Here is a 20,348-nt window from a genome sequence, read left to right on the forward strand (position 1 = left end):
TAAAGCTCACCTATCCTATTACCTTAAATACAATGGTTCCTATTTCTATTTTATCTCCTGCACGAAGATATTCTTTTTCATTAATTTTTTCTCCATTTACTGTGGTACCATTAGTACTACCTAAATCTTCTAATATGTAGTTGTTATTTTTTAAATAAATCCTAGCATGATGACCTGAAACGTATTCTTCATGAAGAACAACTGTATTATCTTCTTTTCTTCCCATGGTAATTTCTCTGTCTATTGGAACTACAGAACCCTTTCTCATAATATTACTCATACCAGGGTCTACAACCTCTAGACCAAAAGTTTTTTTTCTCTTTACTTGCTTTTTATCACCATTTTTCATATCTTTGTACATTATTTTAAGTGCAAAGAAAATTATTAAATATATTATGCCAATAATAATTATTTTGAAAATTAAACTCAATTTATTAAGACCAGAACTCTCTAGTAATGCTCCTAAGTATAGATTATTCAGTAACAAACACTTCACCTTCTTGCAATTGTAGTATAAAGGACTAGCATACTTATCCATGCTAGTCCTAGTACAATTATAGCATCTTTTTCAAATATTGTCCTGTATAAGATAAATTATTTTTTGCTATGTCCTCAGGTGTTCCTGTACATACTATATTACCACCTTTTTCTCCACCCTCTGGTCCAAGATCTATAATATAATCTGCACATTTTATAACATCTAGATTATGTTCAATAACTATCACAGTATTACCTGTATCTACAAGCCTTTGTAATATAGCTATTAGTCTATTTACATCATCTATATGTAGTCCTGTAGTAGGCTCATCTAGTATATACAGGGTTTTTCCTGTGCTTCTCTTTGAAAGTTCATAGGCAAGTTTTATTCTCTGAGCTTCCCCTCCTGAAAGCTGAGTAGATGGTTGACCAAGCCTTATATACCCTAGACCAACATCCATTAAAGTATCTAATTTATTTTTTATTCTAGGAATATTTTCAAAGAATTTTACTGCCTCTTCTACAGTCATATTTAATATATCATCTATATTTTTACCCTTATATTTTATCTCCAAAGTTTCTCTATTATACCTCTTACCTTTACATACTTCACAAGGTACGTAAACATCTGATAAAAACTGCATCTCAATTTTTATAATTCCATCGCCCTTGCAAGCTTCACACCTTCCGCCTTTAACATTAAAACTAAATCTTCCAGGTTTATATCCCCTCATTTTAGCATCATTAGTTACAGAAAACAATTCTCTTATTATATCAAAAACGCCAGTATATGTTGCTGGATTAGACCTTGGTGTTCTACCAATAGGGCTTTGATTTATATCTATTATTTTATCAATATTTTCTACGCCTTGTATTTCTTTATGCTTACCTGGATTAGCTTTACTGTGATTTATCTTTTTATTAAGTCCTTTAAACAATATTTCATTTATCAAAGTACTTTTACCAGAACCAGAGACACCAGTTACACATGTAAATACACCCATAGGAAACTTTACTTTTACATTTTTTAAATTATTTTCCCTTGCACCAATTATTTTAATGCTATTACCATTATCTTTTCTTCTGCTTTTGGGTAAATCTACTTTCTTATCTCCATTAAGGTATTGGCCTGTTATAGATTCTTTACATTTCTTTATTTCGTCTAAAGTTCCTGCTGCAACTATCTTTCCGCCATGCTCTCCTGCACCCGGACCCACATCTACTATAAAGTCTGCTTCTTTTATAGTATCTTCATCATGTTCAACTACTACAAGAGTATTCCCTATATCTCTTAGATGCTTCATTGTTGCAATTAGTTTATCATTATCCCTTTGATGCAGTCCTATACTTGGTTCATCAAGTATATACAATACGCCTACAAGACTTGAGCCTATTTGAGTTGCAAGCCTAATTCTCTGAGACTCTCCTCCCGAAAGAGTTCTCGCTGCTCTTGTAAGATTTAAATAGTCCAATCCCACATCTATTAAAAATTTCAATCTATTTTGTATTTCTTTTATTATCTGGTTACTTATTATTTTGTCCTTTTCACTTAGTGTAATTTCATTTATAAATGTGAGTTCATCTCTAATAGGCATACTACAGTATTCAAATATATTTTTTCCTCCAACAGTAACTGCCAGTACTTCCGGCCTAAGTCTAGCCCCTTTACATTTTGGGCATGGATTATCACTCATATAATTTTCAATATCACCCTTTATGTAGTCTGATCCACTTTCCATATATCTTCTTCTAAGTTCATTTACGATACCTTCATATTGGTGATTAAACTGCATATTTTGATTGTCCTTATTATAATACACTATAAGTTTTTCACCCTTAGTCCCATGAAGTATAATGTCTAAAACCTGTGGATTTAAATCCTTTATGGGAGTATCTATACTAAATTTATACTTTTTCTGAAGAGCTGTAAGAATACTATATGTCCATGAGTCTTCCTTTAATCTTCCCTCTCCCCAAGGCGCTATGGCTCCTTCTGATATACTCTTATCTTTATCAGGTATTACCAAATCCTCATCAATTTCCATAAGTGTTCCAAGGCCATCACACCTATCACATTTACCAAAAGGGGAGTTAAAAGAAAACATTCTAGGTGCAAGTTCACCAATACTTATTCCACAATCAGCACAAGCAAAGCTCTCACTAAAGAGGATATCCTCTTTACCTACTATATTTACAATTACAACTCCTTCTGCTAATTTTATAGCTGTTTCTAAAGAGTCTGTAAGCCTACTTTTTATTCCATCTTTAATAACAATTCTATCTACTACAGCATCTATATTATGCTTTTTATTTTTTTCAAGCTTAATATCTTCACCTTCAAGTTCATACATTTCTCCGTCAACTCTTACTCGTACAAATCCATTTTTCTTTATATTTTCAAATACCTTTACATGCTCACCTTTTCTTCCTTTTACTACTGGTGCAAGTATTTGTATTTTTGTCTTTTCTGGTAATTCTAAAATCTTATCCACCATCTGATCAATAGTTTGCTGCTTTATTTCTTTGCCGCATTTAGGACAATGAGGAGTGCCTATTTTAGAATAGAGTAATCTTAAATAATCGTATATTTCTGTAACAGTACCCACTGTGGACCTAGGATTTCTTCCTGTAGTCTTTTGGTCAATTGATATTGCTGGAGATAAGCCCTCAATATATTCTACATCTGGCTTATCCATTTGTCCTAAAAATTGTCTTGCATAGGATGACAGGGACTCTACATATCTTCTTTGCCCTTCTGCATAGAGTGTATCAAAAGCTAAAGAGGATTTACCTGATCCTGAAAGTCCTGTAAATACAATAAATTTATCTCTAGGTATTGTAATATCTACGTTTTTTAAATTATTTACCTTAGCACCTTTAATAACTATTTTATCCTGCAAAGTGTTCCACTCCTTGTTTAGTTATATTCAAATAAATAACTAGTCACTATGCTAGTCTATTTCTGCTTAAGTCTCTTTTTAAGCCCTAAGACCTTATCTCTAAGCTCTGCTGCTCTTTCAAAATGAAGATCCTTAGCTGCTTGTTTCATTTCATTTTCATATTTATTTATAAGTTCTTCTATATTTTCATTATTTGCCTTTAATGCATCTTCTAAACTGTCATATTCAGCTTTTTCCTCTGAAACTTTAGATATTTCTAGTATTTCTCTTATATCTTTCTTAACTGTAGTAGGAATAATTCCATTATCTTTATTATATTGAATTTGAATAACTCTTCTTCTATTAGTCTCACTTATAGCTCTATCCATAGAACGAGTTATAGTGTCTGCATACATTATAACTTTACTTTCAGAATTTCTAGCTGCCCTACCTATAGTTTGAATAAGTGATGTCTCTGATCTTAGGAAACCCTCTTTATCCGCATCTAATATGGCAACCAGCGCAACCTCGGGTATATCAAGCCCCTCTCTCAATAGATTTATTCCAACTAAAACATCAAATTCTTTTTTTCTAAGTCCTTGAATTATCTTCATTCTCTCTATAGTATCTATGCCTGAATGCATATATCTAGTTTTAATATTCATCCCCTTTAAATAATCTGTTAAATCCTCTGACATCTTCTTTGTAAGGGTGGTAACTAAAACTCTAAAACCTCTAGCTATAGTTTCATTTATTTTTGTATATAAATCGTCTATCTGACCTTTAATTGGAAGTACAATTATTTCAGGATCTAATAGTCCCGTAGGCCTTATTATCTGCTCAGCTGTATTAGTTGAATGTTCCGTTTCATATTTTGCCGGAGTAGCACTCACAAATACTACCTCTTTAAATTTATTTTCAAATTCCTCAAATTTAAGTGGTCTATTATCAAAAGCGGATGGAAGTCTAAATCCATAATCCACCAAAGTATTTTTTCTTGATCTATCTCCACCATACATAGCTTTAACCTGTGGAAGTGTTACATGACTTTCGTCAATAAATAGTAAAAAATCTTCTGGGAAATAATCTATAAGAGTTTTGGGTGGTTCACCTATTGACCTTCCGTCCATAATTCTAGAATAGTTTTCTATACCAGTACAGTAACCCACTTCTCTCATCATTTCTATATCAAAATTTGTTCTCTGTTTAAGCCTCTGAGCCTCCAAAAGTTTATCTTCTGTTGTGAGTTCCTTCAGTCTCTTTTCCAGTTCTATTTCTATTTTATTTATAGCAACTTCTAACCTATCCCTTGATGTAGCAAAATGCGATGCTGGAAAAATAACTGAATGTTTTAATGCCCCTGTTATATTTCCCGTCAAAACATCAAACTCTTTTATCTTATCAATTTCATCTCCAAAGAATTCAACTCTTATACCTTTATTAGTAGAAGACGCAGGGAAAATATCCAGAGTATCTCCTCTAACTCTAAAGGTTCCTCTTACAAAATTTATCTCATTTCTTTCATACTGAATTTCTATAAGCTTTTTTAATACTTCATCTCTATCTTTTTCCATGCCTTCTCTTAAGGAAATAGATAGCTTTTTATATTCTTCTGGATTACCTAGTCCATAAATACAGGAAACTGAAGCTACAATTATTACATCTTTTCTCTCAAAAAGTGAAGATGTAGCTGAATGTCTAAGCTTATCTATCTCATCGTTTATAGACGCATCTTTTTCAATATAAGTATCCGTTTGAGGAACATAAGCCTCTGGCTGATAGTAATCATAATAGGATACAAAATATTCCACTGCACTATCCGGAAAAAACTCTCTAAATTCAGAGCAAAGCTGAGCTGCTAAAGTTTTGTTATGAGCTAAAACCAATGTTGGCTTTTGGACTCTTTCAATTACATTAGCCATAGTAAAAGTTTTTCCTGAACCCGTAACTCCAAGAAGAGTCTGAAATTTATTTCTCTGTTTAATCCCGTTAACCAAGCTATCTATAGCACTTGGTTGATCCCCAGTGGGTTTAAATTTTGAATGTATCTTAAATTCACCCATATTTAACCTCCATTGAACATTTGTTCGCATAATAATTTTATACTTTTGCCACAATATTGTCAAACTTTATCTAAAATTTTTTAAAGTTTATCATGCTGGCTTATTACATGTTTAATCTATTATATACGTATATAGCTAAAATTAATGGGAGTTAAAAAACCCCCACAATTATTTCTTATCTTTTTTATCTTTTTTAGCCTTCTCTAAAGTATCTTGAAAAGAACTCCTATCTAATTTCATAACCACACTATCTTTAGGAATTATTCTTGGAACAAATACTATTCCTAATCTCTTGTTTCTATTCATCTTATTATAATCAACTTGTTCAAGTTTTCCATGAACAGTTTTTATCTTAAACCATATAAAATTTGATACAGTGTTCAAAACATCTAGCATATCCTGTTCATTTACTATTTTTTTATCATTCACTTCTATAAGAAGATCACCACTTTTAATACCCATTTCAAAAGCTGGAGATGCTGGAGCTACCTCCAGAACCATAAGACCGTTATCTGAGCTCACATATTTTGGCTTTCCATTAACCTCTATGTAAGTTTGAATTTTAAGCATTATCTCATGTGCTAATGGAGTAAAAATTGCTACTATGAATTCAGCTGCCAAGTTTATTCTTCCAATTTGTGCAAATAACAGTAATATAAGCCCATAAACAGATATTCCTATTCCAGAAGAAATCACCTTTTGCTTCTTTGTCCTTGTAAAAGTAATGGCATTGTATCCTATCATTCCATAAAAAGCAAAAAATCCAATAAAAGCATCCCTTATTAAATCATGACTACTGAATTTAATTATTGGCCACCAATTTTGAATAGGGACTTGAGCACTATAAGAAATATTGGGATTGTTCATAATAAACATTAGAGCTACAGGCATTACCCAGTATCTTTTAAGTGCAAACCCACCTATAATTCTGTTATTCTTATTAGTAAAAACAGGTATTGTCCCTCTATCGCCATCTATAATCACTAATAATCCTTCTATAATGTGTAATACTGCTACAAGAGAAATTATCATTACTACATCCACTTTCAAAAAATCAAGTTGTGGAATTGGTATATGATAAACTCCTTCTATAAATTGTATAGCTACACTTATCAATGCTAGTATACCTGCTGAGTATGAAAAACATATAAATCTACTTCCAAATATCATTAGTATAATTGATATCATAAATAATAGAGTTACTGTTGTCTGACTGGTAAATACTATTCCAAGATAGGACAGTATTAAACTAGCTATTGTACCTGCAAATATTCCAAGTACAACTTGAGAAATTGTCAACTCTAAAGATGAGTTCATTTTCTCACCTATTATCATTTTCTGCATTATAACAGTTTTTTTATTTCTTGTGTACAATATAAATACTAATATAAGAAGTATAAAAATATATGGTGGTGTAATTATTGCCTGAGAAATAGATCTAAATACATACAATGCAATATTCATGAAAATAAAATTCCCCTCTCACCCAACTACTTTATCCATTGACTATTAATCCTAGGTACTCTTTGCTTTTAAAATCAATGACAAAGAGTACCTAAGTCTATGAATAATGGATTTGCCTTACTATTTCTTTTAATATACCTAATTTTCCACTTAAATACATGACTTCAGATGAAAGTTTTGCCCCATCTGAAGTCCCTATTTAGCTTCACTAAATTAATTTTATTTAACCTTAGTATTGATTACTTCCAATGCCTTTTGAAATTGTGGATCTGTATTTCTATCATAAGGCTTATTTAATAGTTCTTGTGGATATTTGACTTCAATATCAGGATTAAATCCTTTATGATTTATATTTTCGCCTAAAGGAGTATACCATTTTGATATTGTAACTTTTAATTGAGTACTGTCCCCTGTATCAAAGGTAGTTTGAACTACACCCTTACCAAAAGTTTTTTCTCCAATTAGAGTACCAGCTTTGTAGTCTTTTATTGCACCAGATAATATTTCTGAAGCACTGGCAGTATTCCCATTTGTAAGTACAACTAATGGAATTCCTATAGTATTTCCACCTTGAGATTTATAAGTCTGCTTTTTATTATTTTTGTCTACAGTATAAGTTACTGTCTTACCTTTATCTACAAAGTTTGATGCAACTTTTAAGCAGTCATCTAAAACTCCACCACCATTATCTCTCAAATCTAAAATTAAACCTTTCATTCCAGATGATTTAAGTTCATTTAGCTTTTTATCAAAGTTTTCTCCTGTATTTTCATCAAAACTAGAAATATCTATGTATCCAATACTATTTGATAACATCTGTCCTGTAACTGTGTTATATGCAATTTTTTTTCTCTTAGCAACAACATCAAAATTTTCTCTTCCCTGCCTAGCTATAGTTAAAGTCACATCTGTATTTTCTTTACCCTTCATCATAGAAACTGCTTTATTAAGATCTGTTCCTACAATTGCAGTTCCATTTACCTTAATTATAGCATCCCCTGCTTTTATGCCCGCTGTTTCTGCTGGTGAACCATCAAAGACAGAATTAACTGTGACTTTATCACTTCTATTTTCTACTTGAATACCAAGCCCAACATACTCTTGGCCCTGAATCTGAGTGTTAAATGCTTTGGATTCATTTTGATCCATAAATACTGTGTATGGATCATTAAGAGCATTAGTCATACCTTTAATTGCACCATTTACCAATGCATTGTCATCAATTTTACCATTGTAATATTTATATAATTCACTTCTTACTAAAAACAATTTTTGAAATTTCATTATTTCATTTAAACTACTTTTGTTTACTTCAACATTTCCATTAGGTAAGCTCAATGACACCCTGTTTCCTATAGAGAATGCAAGTATATTGGTTACTATTATTATAGCAACAGTACATACTACCCATTTTCTTTTATTATTTATCACTATATTCACTCCTTCATTTGCTACTACTCTATATTATTTATGTAAATATGAATTAATTATAACACTATAAAAAAATAAATTGCAAAATTCTTTTCACAATTTAAGTAATTTTGGATATGTTGATAATAAATGTTAGGCACATTCAAATAAATAACTAGTCAGTATGCTAGCCTATTTTCATATGCCTTAAGTAAAAAAAATATATTTAAATTATATTTTTTCCATTTTGAGATATCTAAATAAAATAAACTGGCATGCAAAATCATATATTATTGCATGCCATAAATCCTGTTTATTTTATTTTTCCTATAATTATAATTATTATACTATATATTTATTATAGTTTTTAACTTAGGCATATTCAAATAAATAACTAGTCAGTATGCTAGTATATTTTGAATCCTACTACGTCAACAGAACCCTCAGATAGCTCACTATCCTCGGAACCCGTTTCCTTCTATGATTAAAAATATACGTCGCATCTTTGACTTACTATTTATTTTCATATGCCTTATGCATATCTGTATTTTTTATTTTCAAGTATACTAGTTATCGGATAAATATTAAATTATAAAATTCATCTATACAATAAGGAATTTTCTAATTGCAATTATGCTACCAAGAGCTCCTATAAATATTCCTATAAGAATGAAAACCCAAGATATATTTGTAAGTACATATATAGGACTTATAAACTGCATCATTATAGATACAGAAGACGTTGCCTTGGCATATGCAATTCCGTATATATAGTATAAAATTAATACCGAAACTATAGCACCAAATAATCCTATTATCATTCCTTCAATAATAAATGGCCATCTTATAAACCAATCTGTAGCACCTATATATTTCATTATGTTAATTTCTTTACGTCTCGAATATACTGCAAGTCTGATAGTATTTCCTATAAGGAATAAAGACACACCTATCAATATAACAAATAGAGCTGCTCCAACCCATTTTACAGTTTTAGTTATAGCTGAAATTTTATTAACTAAATCTCTTCCGTCTTTAGCTTGTTCTATACCATTCATATATTTACCTTTACCATCTTGCAAAGCCGCTACAACTTTAGAAACATAATCAGGACTTTTAACTTTAACTATATATGAATTAGGGAGTGGATTATCATTTTCCATACCTGCTACTAAGCCTTTATTATTCTTTCCAAGTTGATTTTTCAAGTTTTCCAATGCTTGTTTTTTACTTTCAAAAGAAACACTTGTTACACCATCTAATTTACTTACCTTATTATAAACATTCTGCTGATCATCTATTTTTATGTCATCTTTTAATATAATCTTAACTTCAACCTGTGACTCTACATCTGTAATTCCAACTTTAACATTTAAAAGAAGCATAGCAAATGCACCTAAAATAAAAAGCGTAGCCATTACTGTAGCTGCTGATGCCAAACTTATAGTAGTATTTCTTCTTATACTCTTCAAAGCATCAATAATAAATAATTTTACTGTACTAATCCTCATCGTATCTACCCCTTTGCTCATCCCTTGATAAAATACCATTCTCAATAGCTAGAACTCTCTTTTTCATACTATTAACTATATTTTTCGCATGAGTTGCCATGAGTACAGTAGTTCCTGCTCTATTTATGTCACTTATTATATTCATTATTTCATTTGCTGTATCTGGATCAAGATTTCCAGTAGGCTCGTCTGCTATTAAAATGGCTGGATTGTTTACTATTGCCCTTGCAATTGATACTCTTTGCTGCTCTCCACCGGAAAGTTGATTTGGAAAATCTTTATACTTATCAGATAAACCAACCATTGCTAAAACTAAAGGTACTCTTTTCTTTATTTCCCTTGCACTTGCCCCAATTATTCTCATAGCAAAAGCTACATTTTCATATACATTAAGTGTAGATATTAACCTGAAATCTTGGAAAACCATACCAATCTTTCTTCTATAGTATGGAACTTGTTTTCTAGACAAAGTTGTAATATCTGTATCATTTACTACTATACTTCCTGCCGTAGGCTCAATTTCTCTCATCAATAACTTTACAAATGTAGATTTACCTGCACCACTTGGACCAACTAAAAAAACAAATTCTCCCCTTTTTATGCTTATATTAATATTTGAAAGTGCAATAACATCATTCATATAAACTTTACTGACATTTTTAAACTCAATCATTATTATTCCCCTCATTTACATTGTTTTGTTTAACCTCATATTGCGTATGTAATGATTATACCATATTTAAATGTTTTCCAAAGTCAATTTTTTATTAAAATTGTATTAACATTACTAAATATATATAATTATATTTAATAATATAGGCTTTTTCTACAGAATATTGCTGTATTCAGAGTGATTATTTTTACATAATAGTTAAAATTTTATTTATTGTATTACATTATTCAAATTAAAATTAAATTACTCATGATTAATAATTTGTTAATCTTCTCCTACTATATTATTGAATCCTTCACCCAAAACTTCACGTGCATCACTTACAGTTATGAAGGCATTTGGGTCAACCTCTTTTATGTATTTTTTTAATTTTATAAATTCATTTCTACTTAAAACTGTATATAGTATAAAAGTATCTTTCCACGTATAGCCACCTTTTCCATTGAAAACAGTACAACCTCTATCCAATTTTTCTATAATATATTTGCTGATTTCCTCATTTTTCTTACTTATTATCATTATCTGTTTACACATGTTGAAACCCTCAATTACCATATCTATTATAAATCCATGTAGTATAACTGATAGAAGTGAAAACATACCCAGATCAGCACCAAGGGTAGCACCTGCAAAAAGTGTTATGACAAGATCTACAATCAGTAAAGATTTACCAATATCAATATGTAAAAACTTATTGAGTATTTTTGCAATAATATCAGTTCCTCCAGTAGAAGCATTCTGATTAAAAACTATTCCCATTCCTATTCCACCTATAAGAGTTCCAAACAGAGTAGCTAACAGTATATTATTAGTAATCGTTGCAAATGTAAAAAATTTATCCATAATCCAAACTGAACCTGAAAGTCCTAAGCTTGAATAAATAGTCTTAGCTCCAAATTTACCTCCTATAGCACCAAATGCTACTATAAACAAAGCTGCATTTAATACAGACATCAACAGACCTACTGATAGGTGAGGATAAATTTCATTAACTATTATAGCTATCCCCATAACTCCACCTGCTGCAATTTTATTAGGCTCTAAGAAAAATTTTATGCTAAGCGCCACAATTAAAAATCCTACCGTTATCAATATATATTCTTTTATTTTTTTCATTTTATCACCTTTCAATTTTTCTTAATATTTTAAGTTTACCCTATGACTAGTGCTTATAAAATTCCTCACACTCTGCTCTTCTAAAGGTGCAGATAATAGTCACACGTCCCTGGATAATTCATCTAGACTTGATGGAAGTACAACAAACGCCCATAAAGTAAGATTCATTGATAAAATTATAACATAAATGTTAACATATGCTATTTTTATGCTCAATATACTATTTATTTTCATATGCCTAAGTTTCATTAGTTAAAATCTTAAATCTAAAAAACTTTTAAAATTTATATATAGTTTTACACTATACATAAATTTTAAACAAAAATAAACACACTGATAAAAACAATATTGTTTTTATCAGTGTCAATTGTACTGTATGAATTTCAAAATTCAAAGTAAAAGTATTAGTATTCCTAAGCTAAGTAGTTACTACTTAGCTTTTAAATTTATTCCCATCTTAACCTTATCCACTATATCTTGAGCTGTTAAATTATATGCTTTTAAAAGTTCATCCGGCTTTCCGCTTTCTCCAAATACATCTTTTATACCAACTCTAAGTACGGGAACAGGATGATTTTCTCCAGTGATTTCACAAACCGCTGAACCTAATCCACCAATTATGCTATGTTCTTCTGCTGTTACAATAATACCAGTTTCTTTTGCAGCCGAAACTATTATATCTGTATCCATAGGTTTTATTGTATGTATATTAATTACATTAGCATTTATCCCCTCTGCTTTTAATATATCATATGCCTCTAGAGCTGCATCTACCATAATACCTGTAGCAACAATTGTCGCATCTGTGCCTTCTCTTAAAATAACGCCCTTACCAATTTCAAATTTATAATCTGGTCTATCATTTATAATATTCACTGCTGATCTTCCAAGTCTCACGTAACAAGGTCCATTATATTCGATTATAGCTTTAATAACGGCCTCAGTTTCAACTGCATCACTAGGACATATAACAGTCATGTTAGGTATGCTTCTCATTAAAGATATATCTTCTACAGATTGATGTGAAGCTCCGTCCTCTCCAACTGTAATTCCTGCATGAGTAGCACATATCTTTACATTCAATTTAGGATAACAAATAGAATTTCTTATTTGTTCAAAAGCTCTTCCTGCTGCAAATATAGCAAAAGTACTAGCAAAGGCAATTTTACCACAAGTAGCAAGTCCAGCTGCTACTGACATCATATTGCCCTCTGCAATTCCCATATTAATAAATCTATTTGAACACGCTTTTTTGAATTCAGCTGTTTTTGTAGATTTCGATAAGTCAGCATCTAGTACAACTATTTTTTTATTTTCTAATCCTAGCTTAGCTAACGCTTGTCCGTACGCCTCTCTTGTAGCTACTTTTTTTGACATTACTTTGTCCCTCCTATATTCTCCATACTTAACAAAATAGTCTTTTTATTATCTTCCTTGAATTTCAGTTAGAGCTTTATTACATTGCTCTTTATTTGGTGCTGCTCCATGCCAGCATGCCTCATTTTCCATAAAGCTTACACCTTTTCCTTTTACAGTTTTACAAACTATCACAGTAGGCTTACCCTTAACTTTTTTTGCTTCATCAATTGCAGTTATTAATGCTGTAAAATCGTGTCCGTCTGCATCTATTACATTCCAATTAAATGCTCTAAATTTGTTGCTTACTGGTTCTGGAGACATTACATCTTCACATTTTCCATCAATCTGAAGTCCATTATGATCAACAAAAGCAGTTAAATTATCTAATTTATACTGTGCAGCTGCCATAGAAGCTTCCCATACCTGACCTTCTTCCAATTCACCATCTCCAAGAAGCGCATATACTCTATAATCCTTTTTATCAAGTTTTCCTGCAATAGCCATTCCAACTGCTGCTGAAATTCCCTGGCCTAAGGATCCTGTTGACATATCCACACCTGGTACATAATTCATATTAGGATGACCTTGTAATATAGATCCAAATTTTCTAAGTCCCTTTAGTTCATTTTTATTAAAATACCCTCTTTCAGCTAAAATGCTGTATAGAGCTGGCGCTGCATGACCCTTAGATAATACAAATCTATCTCTATTTTCATCCTTTGGGTTTTCAGGGTTTATATTCATTTCTTTAAAATATAGGGTTGTCAATATTTCTACTGCTGATAGAGAACCACCTGGATGACCTGAAGCAGATTCAGTTAGCATAGTTATAATATCTTCCCTAACCTTTACAGTGGTCTCTTTAAGAAGCTTTAAATCATTTTCCATATTTTTACCTCCTGATTTATAACTGTATATGAGCTTTAATTTGCCTTTTTTATGTGTATATATTATATTAATTATATATAGTATAACACATTTATGTATATATGATAACACATATACCTGTAAAACAACATATATTTTATAATTTATTTTTAGATATTTTAACTTAGGCATATGAAAATAAATAACAAATTAAAGATACGACGTATATTTTGAATCTTACAAGGAAACAGGTTCTGATGATAGTGGTGCTATCAAAGGGTTCTGTTAACGTAGTATGATTCATAATAGACTAGTATACTGACTTGTTATTTATTTGAACATGTCTTAGTATATAATTCATATATCCGGACAATACTATTATTAATAAATCAAATAAAAAAATCCTATTTTAGCAATAGGATTTTATATTTAAAATCATATTTAAATTGTATAATCTTTTATAAAAAACACCTTCATATTGCTAAGTCACTGAACTATTTTTATTTAACATAAATAAAATAGCATTCTAGAATGAACTAGAGTGCTATTCCAAATTTATAATTTTAAAATGGCTTCAAAAATCAGTCACCCTTAAGTGCTATACTTACAAGAAGTGCCTTATCCACTTTTTCCATGTCACTATCTGTCATGTGACCTATCTTTTCCTTAAGCCTTTTCTTATCAAGAGTTCTTATTTGTTCAAGCAAAACTACCGAATCCTTATTTAGACCATATTCCTCTGAAGAAATTTCAACATGAGTTGGAAGTTTTGCCTTATTTATCTGCGAAGTAATTGCAGCTACAATTACCGTAGGACTGTACTTATTACCTATATCATTTTGAATAATGATAACAGGTCTTATTCCACCCTGTTCTGATCCAACTACCGGACTTAAATCAGCATAGAATATATCTCCTCGTTTCACCACCATCGTCATCAGGCAAATCACTCTCCGAAAGCTTAACTTCATATTCTTTTAATTCTTTTATATCAGAACAAAAACCCATTTCACAAATTTCTAGATTTAACTCTGACATTTCCATATATCCCTTTTTCATTTCTTCTATAAAATCAACTTTTTTCTTCTCTTCTATATATAATATTATTGCTTCACGAATAAATTCACTTCTTTTTTTACAATCTTGCTTTAGTGCTTTATCAAATTCACTGCAAAGTTTATCTGAGAGGTTTACTACTAATCTCTTTGAGCTTGACATTGGACAATTAATACCTCCTATTTACCAAAACGAAAATATGTATGTACCCATTATAATTTAAAATTTGTCAATATGTCAAAGGATTTGCTTTATTTCTTCTACATTTTTCTCACAGTATATATTACACATAATTCCTTATTTTTATAACTTTTTCATTTTTTATGTAAACTCTAGGAACTCTTTTTCCAATCATACAAATCACTTCGTAATTTATAGTATTTATATGCTGAGCAATATCATCTGCATTAAACTTACAGTTTTCAGATTCTCCCATAAGAATCACCTCATCACCAACCTTAGCATTGCTAATATCAGTTATGTCAACCATGCATTGATCCATACAAATTCGTCCAACTACTGGAGCAAATTCATCATTTATAATAACTTTTGCCTTTTCAAACATAAGTCTTGTATATCCATCAGCATATCCTACGGGAAGAGTTGCTATGGTTCTGTCCTTATTACATCTGAACTTTCTGCCATAACTTATATACTCTCCCTTTTTAAGAGTTTTTATGTGTACTATGTTAGTTTTTAGAGTCATTACAGGCTTTAACTGTAGCATTTTCTTGTCTACTTCCTCAGATGGATAGTATCCATAGAGTATAATACCTGGTCTTACTCCATCAAGATGTGTATCTGGTAATTCCATTATAGCTGCACTATTAGCTATATGTCTTATCATTACTGAAACATCCTTTTCTTTAAGCTTATCATAAAACCAATTAAAGTTACCAAATTGTTTGTTAGTATATTCTTTATTCTCTTCATCTGCAGTAGAAAAATGAGAAAACAATCCTTCTATATCTATATTTGGCAACTTACTTATTTTATATACATCCTCTACACTTTTCTCATCAGGTAAAAATCCAATTCTCCCCATTCCTGTATCCAATGCTATATGTATCTTAACTTTTATATGTCTTTTTTCAGCAATTTTAGAAAGTTCAAATGCATATTCATAAGAAAATACAGTTTGTTCTATATCATATTTTAATATATCATCAGCCAAGCTAAGTGGCGTATATCCTAAAATCATTATTGGACAATCAATCCCAGATCTTCTAAGCTCTACAGCCTCACTTATAACTGCAACAGCTAGTCTCGTAGCTCCATTTTCTAGAAGCACAGGAGCTACATCAACAGCTCCATGCCCGTAAGCATCTGCCTTCACTACGCCGAAAATTTCAGAGCTTTTAGAAAGTTTTTTTATACCTCTCATATTAAATTCTAAATTATCAAGATTAATTTCTGCCCAAACCGGTCTTAAATGTTTAAACAAAGTACATCACCATCCCAAATATATCCTTTAAATTTATATTAGGCATATGAAAATAAATAATCTGTCAGTATATTTTTCTTCCTTAACTAGTTACCTATCTTCATCCACCTAAAAAAGAGTTTTGTCCACATTACAATTTGGTATAAAATTTTTATATGTTATTATAACCTTTTCTTTACCTTTGTTATCATATATAATCAATTTTTTAGGTATTTTTTTATCTATAGACACATATAAAACACCATAACTTATATTTCTATTGCTGTCAGGCATAGTAGTATTTATAAGTTCATATTGGTCATTATCTATAGTTTTAAAAGAAGTCTTTATAGTTTCATTTGTATACAAAAGATCAATAAATTTTCCTAAAAAACTTATTTTATATACATCATCAAAATTCATATCAGTTACATACTTTTGTCCATTGTTTAAATCAGTAACATAAATTTTATCTTCCTTGTATATAAGTACCCGCTCTTTATTTAACTCTAATCTATATCCTAAACCTAAAGAATATATTTGTCTACCACTGTAATTCAAATTTTGTTTATCATTTTTCACTTCAATATCCATATCTGCACTGTAGCTCTTTAAACTTTTAAAATATCCTAAGGTATCCTTCTTATTATTGTTTTTTAGACTACAGCCTATTGCAGAGAAAATAATTATAAAGGCTAACAGTATTAATAATATTTTTTTCATAAATCCCCCAAATAAGCATTCAATATTAGACATAGTAATCAAATAACTAGTCAGTATAGTAGCATCTTTAACTTTCTATTTATTTTCACATGTCTTATTATTAATACTATTCAATCCTTGTCCAAAGAATTCATATTTAATTATTAATTTTGTAATTCCTTTATCATGTATGGAATTTTATTTAATATATCAGTAGCACTTACATTAAACATTTCTCTTGATAAAATTTCACCACAATAACCGTGTAAAAAAGCTCCCGTTATAGCAGCGGTCATAGGCTTTTGTCCTTGTGCTATGAAAGAAGTTATTATTCCGGTTAGACAATCTCCCATACCACCTGAAGCCATGGAACTATTCCCTGTAGAGTTTACTACAGTTATGTTTCCATCTGTAATAATCGTATTATATCCTTTTAAAAGAAGAATAATATTATAGTCTTTAGCAAAGTCTCTTGCCACTTCCATCTTGTTTTCTTTTATGTAATCTATAGAAAAACCAGTAAGTCTAGCCATTTCTCCTAAATGAGGTGTTAACACTACAGGAACTTTAGCATTTTTTAATAAAATAAGATTATTACTTAAAACATTTATTGCATCAGCATCTAATACTACAGGACAATGAACAATTTTAAGTATAGACTCAACAACTTTAAGTGTATTTACATTGTTACCCATACCTGGTCCTACTGCTATGCAATTACTATTGTTCAAAAGCTTATCTATTCCTTCACTATCCTTATTTGAAATGGTCATGGCCTCTACAAGTTTAGATTTTAAAATAGGAAGTATATCCTCCTCACAACATAGTGTTATAAGTCCTGCTCCACTTTTTACAACTGCTTCTGTGCATATATAGGCCGCTCCTGTATAATTTTTAGAACCTGCAAAGATTAAAACTCTACCATAATCGCCTTTATGTGAATACTTATTTCTAGGTAGAACATACTTTTTAAACATATCTCTATCCGCAATAAAATTACCTTCATGATATTTATCTTCTACAAATTTTGGTATCCCTATTTTTTCAACTATAACCTGACCTGTATATTTTTCTGAGTCATAATTCAAAAATCCACTTTTATAAAGCCCTAAGGTTACAGTTTTATTGCTAACAACGCAATTCCCCATTTTATATCCATTATTGCTATCTAATCCAGATGGAACATCTATGGCTAATATATAATTTGAATTTTCATTAATAACAGATATAACAAGAGTATGCATTCCCTTAACTTCTCTTGTTATGCCTGTCCCCAAAAGTGCATCTATAGTAATATTGGAGTCAATTACAGCATTTTTTAATAGCTCTATGTCTTCTGAACTGACAACGTTAATAATCTTTACTCCTATATTTTTTAGAATAGTATAATTTGCTTTACATGACTCACTCATCTTATCTATAGTCCCTACAAGAAAAACTTTCACATCCTTGCCAAGTGCAACTAGATGTCTCCCTACAGCTAAACCATCTCCTCCATTGTTTCCAGATCCACAAATTATTGTAAAAGATTTATTATTTTTCAAATCTATATTCTTTATAATTTTTAAAGCTGCATTCTCCATCAAAATCAATTCTGAAATACCAATTTTATCTATACAATATCTATCAATACTCCGTATGACGTCACTTGACGCAAATTTCAATTAAATCACCTCTATAACAGCATATGCTATTGCATTTTCTTTACTATGTGATATACTCAAATGTATTTTATATTGACCAAACTTATTTGCTATTTGTTTTGCCTTTCCCCTTAATACTACCACTGGTTTACCGTTAGCATTTCTATCTATTTCTATGTCTCGAATACTAAACTGCATAAATCCTGTACCTAAAGCCTTTGATATAGCTTCTTTAGCCGCAAACCTTCCTGCTGCATATTCTGGTCTAAAATTCCTGCTTTTTAAATATTCAATTTCATTTTCAGTATATACTCTTTCTAAAAATAATGAGTTTTTCTCTATAGCTTCCTTTATTCTATTTATTTCCACTATATCTATACCTACTCCTACTATCATATAATAGCCTCCATTTACATCATATTGTTACTTGTACAAAAGTTTTATTAATTCAATTCCAAAATCATATTATATATATTTATTATAATATATGTGGCAAGCTATAATAAAGTTATCATTTTCAAAAGTAATAATCAATAGTTTTAACTTGACTAAAAACCGTCTTTAATTCTAAAATCTATGTATTAGGCATATGAAAATAAATAACAAGTGAAAGATGCGACGTATATTTTGAATTATACAAGGAAACAGGTTCTGATGATAGTGGTGCTATCAGAAGGTTCTGTTAACGTAGTATAATTCAAAATAGACTAGTATACTGACTTGTTATTTATTTGAAGATGCCTTATAAAAAACAAAAGAGAGGTCTCCCTCTCCTAACCTATAGAAATGCCCTTAAGTACATCATCAAAATCAGAAATATATTCATCAACATATTCACCTAGAATTTCAATTGAGTTTATAGGAGAAACGTCATTATCATATAATAATTTTGTTAATTCCTGTACTTTATATCTTTGTGGACTTATGTTGTATACACTATCTCTCTCTAAATTAATGGTTTTACCATTTATTATATCTTGTCTCTCAATTTCAATACCATAAGATTGAACTTCGCTATTAACACCATAATCATATAGCATAATATTAGATTTTGTTATCCTATACTCATATTTATATTCAGTTTCACCATTCATTATTGATTTACTAAAAGTATCAACTATATTCATTACAAATCCCCCCACTACTTAAGGCCGCGTAAATAAATAACTAGTTAGTATATTAGTCTATTTTAAATCATACTCGGTTAACAGAACCTTCTGACAATACCACTATCAGAAGAATCTGTTTCTTTGTATGATTCAAAATATACGTTCTATCTTTGACTTGATATTTATTTTCACATGCCTAACTACTTATTAAAGCTATACTAACACTGCTAATTAAAGAAAAGTGTCAGTTTATGTTATGGTGGGATAATTATTTATCCTTTAAAAGTGACATCATTATTATAAATATTTCTTTAAAACTAATATAACTAGACTAATCATTTTGTATTCTGTAATTATTTCAATAACTATTTGTCGATTTTTATATATTTCCATCACATATTTTTTTGAAATATCCTAATAAGATTTTATCCTCAATTCCTATATAATTACATATATCTTCCAATATAAGGATGCTTATTATTATAATAGAAATATCTTTTCCCCTATAATTATTAAATTCATATCTATTCTTATATTCATTTAAAATGCTCTTATTATATTTTATCTCCCTGTATATTTCCTCTAAAACTTTTATA

Annotated in this window: 17 protein-coding genes and 1 pseudogene; all 18 read right to left on the bottom strand. The window is 30.2% G+C overall.

Annotated features, from left to right (window positions below):
• Positions 1-10 precede the first annotated feature (10 nt).
• Positions 11-487, bottom strand: a complete 477-nt coding sequence (locus RH99_RS05080) for an FHA domain-containing protein (RefSeq protein WP_010234855.1) — start codon at positions 485-487, stop codon at positions 11-13.
• A gap of 67 nt (positions 488-554) precedes the next feature.
• Positions 555-3,377: an excinuclease ABC subunit UvrA gene (gene uvrA / locus RH99_RS05085; RefSeq protein WP_010234858.1), complete on the bottom strand. Its 2,823-nt coding sequence runs from the start codon at positions 3,375-3,377 to the stop codon at positions 555-557.
• A gap of 56 nt (positions 3,378-3,433) precedes the next feature.
• Positions 3,434-5,419, bottom strand: coding sequence for an excinuclease ABC subunit UvrB (gene uvrB / locus RH99_RS05090; RefSeq protein WP_010234861.1), 1,986 nt, complete (start codon positions 5,417-5,419; stop codon positions 3,434-3,436).
• Positions 5,420-5,587: 168 nt separating this feature from the next.
• Positions 5,588-6,883 (bottom strand): PDZ domain-containing protein, encoded by a 1,296-nt coding sequence (locus RH99_RS05095; protein ID WP_010234864.1) that lies wholly within the window; start codon positions 6,881-6,883, stop codon positions 5,588-5,590.
• A gap of 219 nt (positions 6,884-7,102) precedes the next feature.
• Complete coding sequence (locus tag RH99_RS05100) at positions 7,103-8,311, bottom strand: S41 family peptidase (RefSeq protein WP_162829315.1); 1,209 nt, start codon at positions 8,309-8,311, stop codon at positions 7,103-7,105.
• A 584-nt stretch (positions 8,312-8,895) separates the two neighbouring features.
• Complete coding sequence (gene ftsX, locus RH99_RS05105; RefSeq protein ID WP_010234870.1) at positions 8,896-9,804, bottom strand: permease-like cell division protein FtsX; 909 nt, start codon at positions 9,802-9,804, stop codon at positions 8,896-8,898.
• Positions 9,794-10,477: a cell division ATP-binding protein FtsE gene (gene ftsE / locus RH99_RS05110; RefSeq protein WP_010234873.1), complete on the bottom strand. Its 684-nt coding sequence runs from the start codon at positions 10,475-10,477 to the stop codon at positions 9,794-9,796. The genes ftsX and ftsE overlap by 11 nt, the downstream gene beginning before the upstream one ends.
• Positions 10,478-10,741: 264 nt before the next feature.
• Entirely contained in the window at positions 10,742-11,593 is an 852-nt protein-coding gene (locus RH99_RS05115) for a YitT family protein (RefSeq protein WP_010234877.1), read from the bottom strand.
• A 429-nt stretch (positions 11,594-12,022) separates the two neighbouring features.
• Positions 12,023-12,970, bottom strand: coding sequence for a transketolase family protein (locus tag RH99_RS05120; protein WP_010234880.1), 948 nt, complete (start codon positions 12,968-12,970; stop codon positions 12,023-12,025).
• Positions 12,971-13,018: 48 nt separating this feature from the next.
• Entirely contained in the window at positions 13,019-13,840 is an 822-nt protein-coding gene (locus RH99_RS05125; RefSeq protein ID WP_010234883.1) for a transketolase, read from the bottom strand.
• A gap of 560 nt (positions 13,841-14,400) precedes the next feature.
• Positions 14,401-14,757: a type II toxin-antitoxin system PemK/MazF family toxin gene (locus tag RH99_RS05130; protein WP_035776494.1), complete on the bottom strand. Its 357-nt coding sequence runs from the start codon at positions 14,755-14,757 to the stop codon at positions 14,401-14,403.
• Positions 14,717-15,037, bottom strand: a complete 321-nt coding sequence (locus tag RH99_RS05135) for a CopG family ribbon-helix-helix protein (protein ID WP_010234889.1) — start codon at positions 15,035-15,037, stop codon at positions 14,717-14,719. Before RH99_RS05135 ends, RH99_RS05130 begins: the two co-directional genes overlap by 41 nt.
• A 121-nt stretch (positions 15,038-15,158) precedes the next feature.
• Positions 15,159-16,319, bottom strand: a complete 1,161-nt coding sequence (gene alr / locus RH99_RS05140; RefSeq protein WP_010234892.1) for an alanine racemase — start codon at positions 16,317-16,319, stop codon at positions 15,159-15,161.
• Between the two features lie 108 nt (positions 16,320-16,427).
• Complete coding sequence (locus RH99_RS05145; RefSeq protein WP_010234895.1) at positions 16,428-17,021, bottom strand: germination lipoprotein GerS-related protein; 594 nt, start codon at positions 17,019-17,021, stop codon at positions 16,428-16,430.
• 143 nt (positions 17,022-17,164) lie between these two features.
• Positions 17,165-18,664, bottom strand: coding sequence for an NAD(P)H-hydrate dehydratase (locus RH99_RS05150; RefSeq protein WP_010234898.1), 1,500 nt, complete (start codon positions 18,662-18,664; stop codon positions 17,165-17,167).
• A complete protein-coding gene (acpS, locus tag RH99_RS05155) occupies positions 18,665-19,039 on the bottom strand; it encodes a holo-ACP synthase (RefSeq protein WP_010234900.1) in 375 nt (124 codons plus the stop codon).
• 377 nt (positions 19,040-19,416) lie between these two features.
• A complete protein-coding gene (locus RH99_RS05160; protein ID WP_010234904.1) occupies positions 19,417-19,770 on the bottom strand; it encodes a DUF6514 family protein in 354 nt (117 codons plus the stop codon).
• 361 nt (positions 19,771-20,131) lie between these two features.
• A pseudogene (locus RH99_RS19520) lies at positions 20,132-20,348 on the bottom strand (hypothetical protein); the annotation flags it as partial.

Origin of the sequence: Clostridium arbusti SL206, assembly GCF_000246895.1 — a bacterium.
In the GTDB taxonomy this organism is placed as follows: domain Bacteria; phylum Bacillota; class Clostridia; order Clostridiales; family Clostridiaceae; genus Clostridium_I; species Clostridium_I arbusti.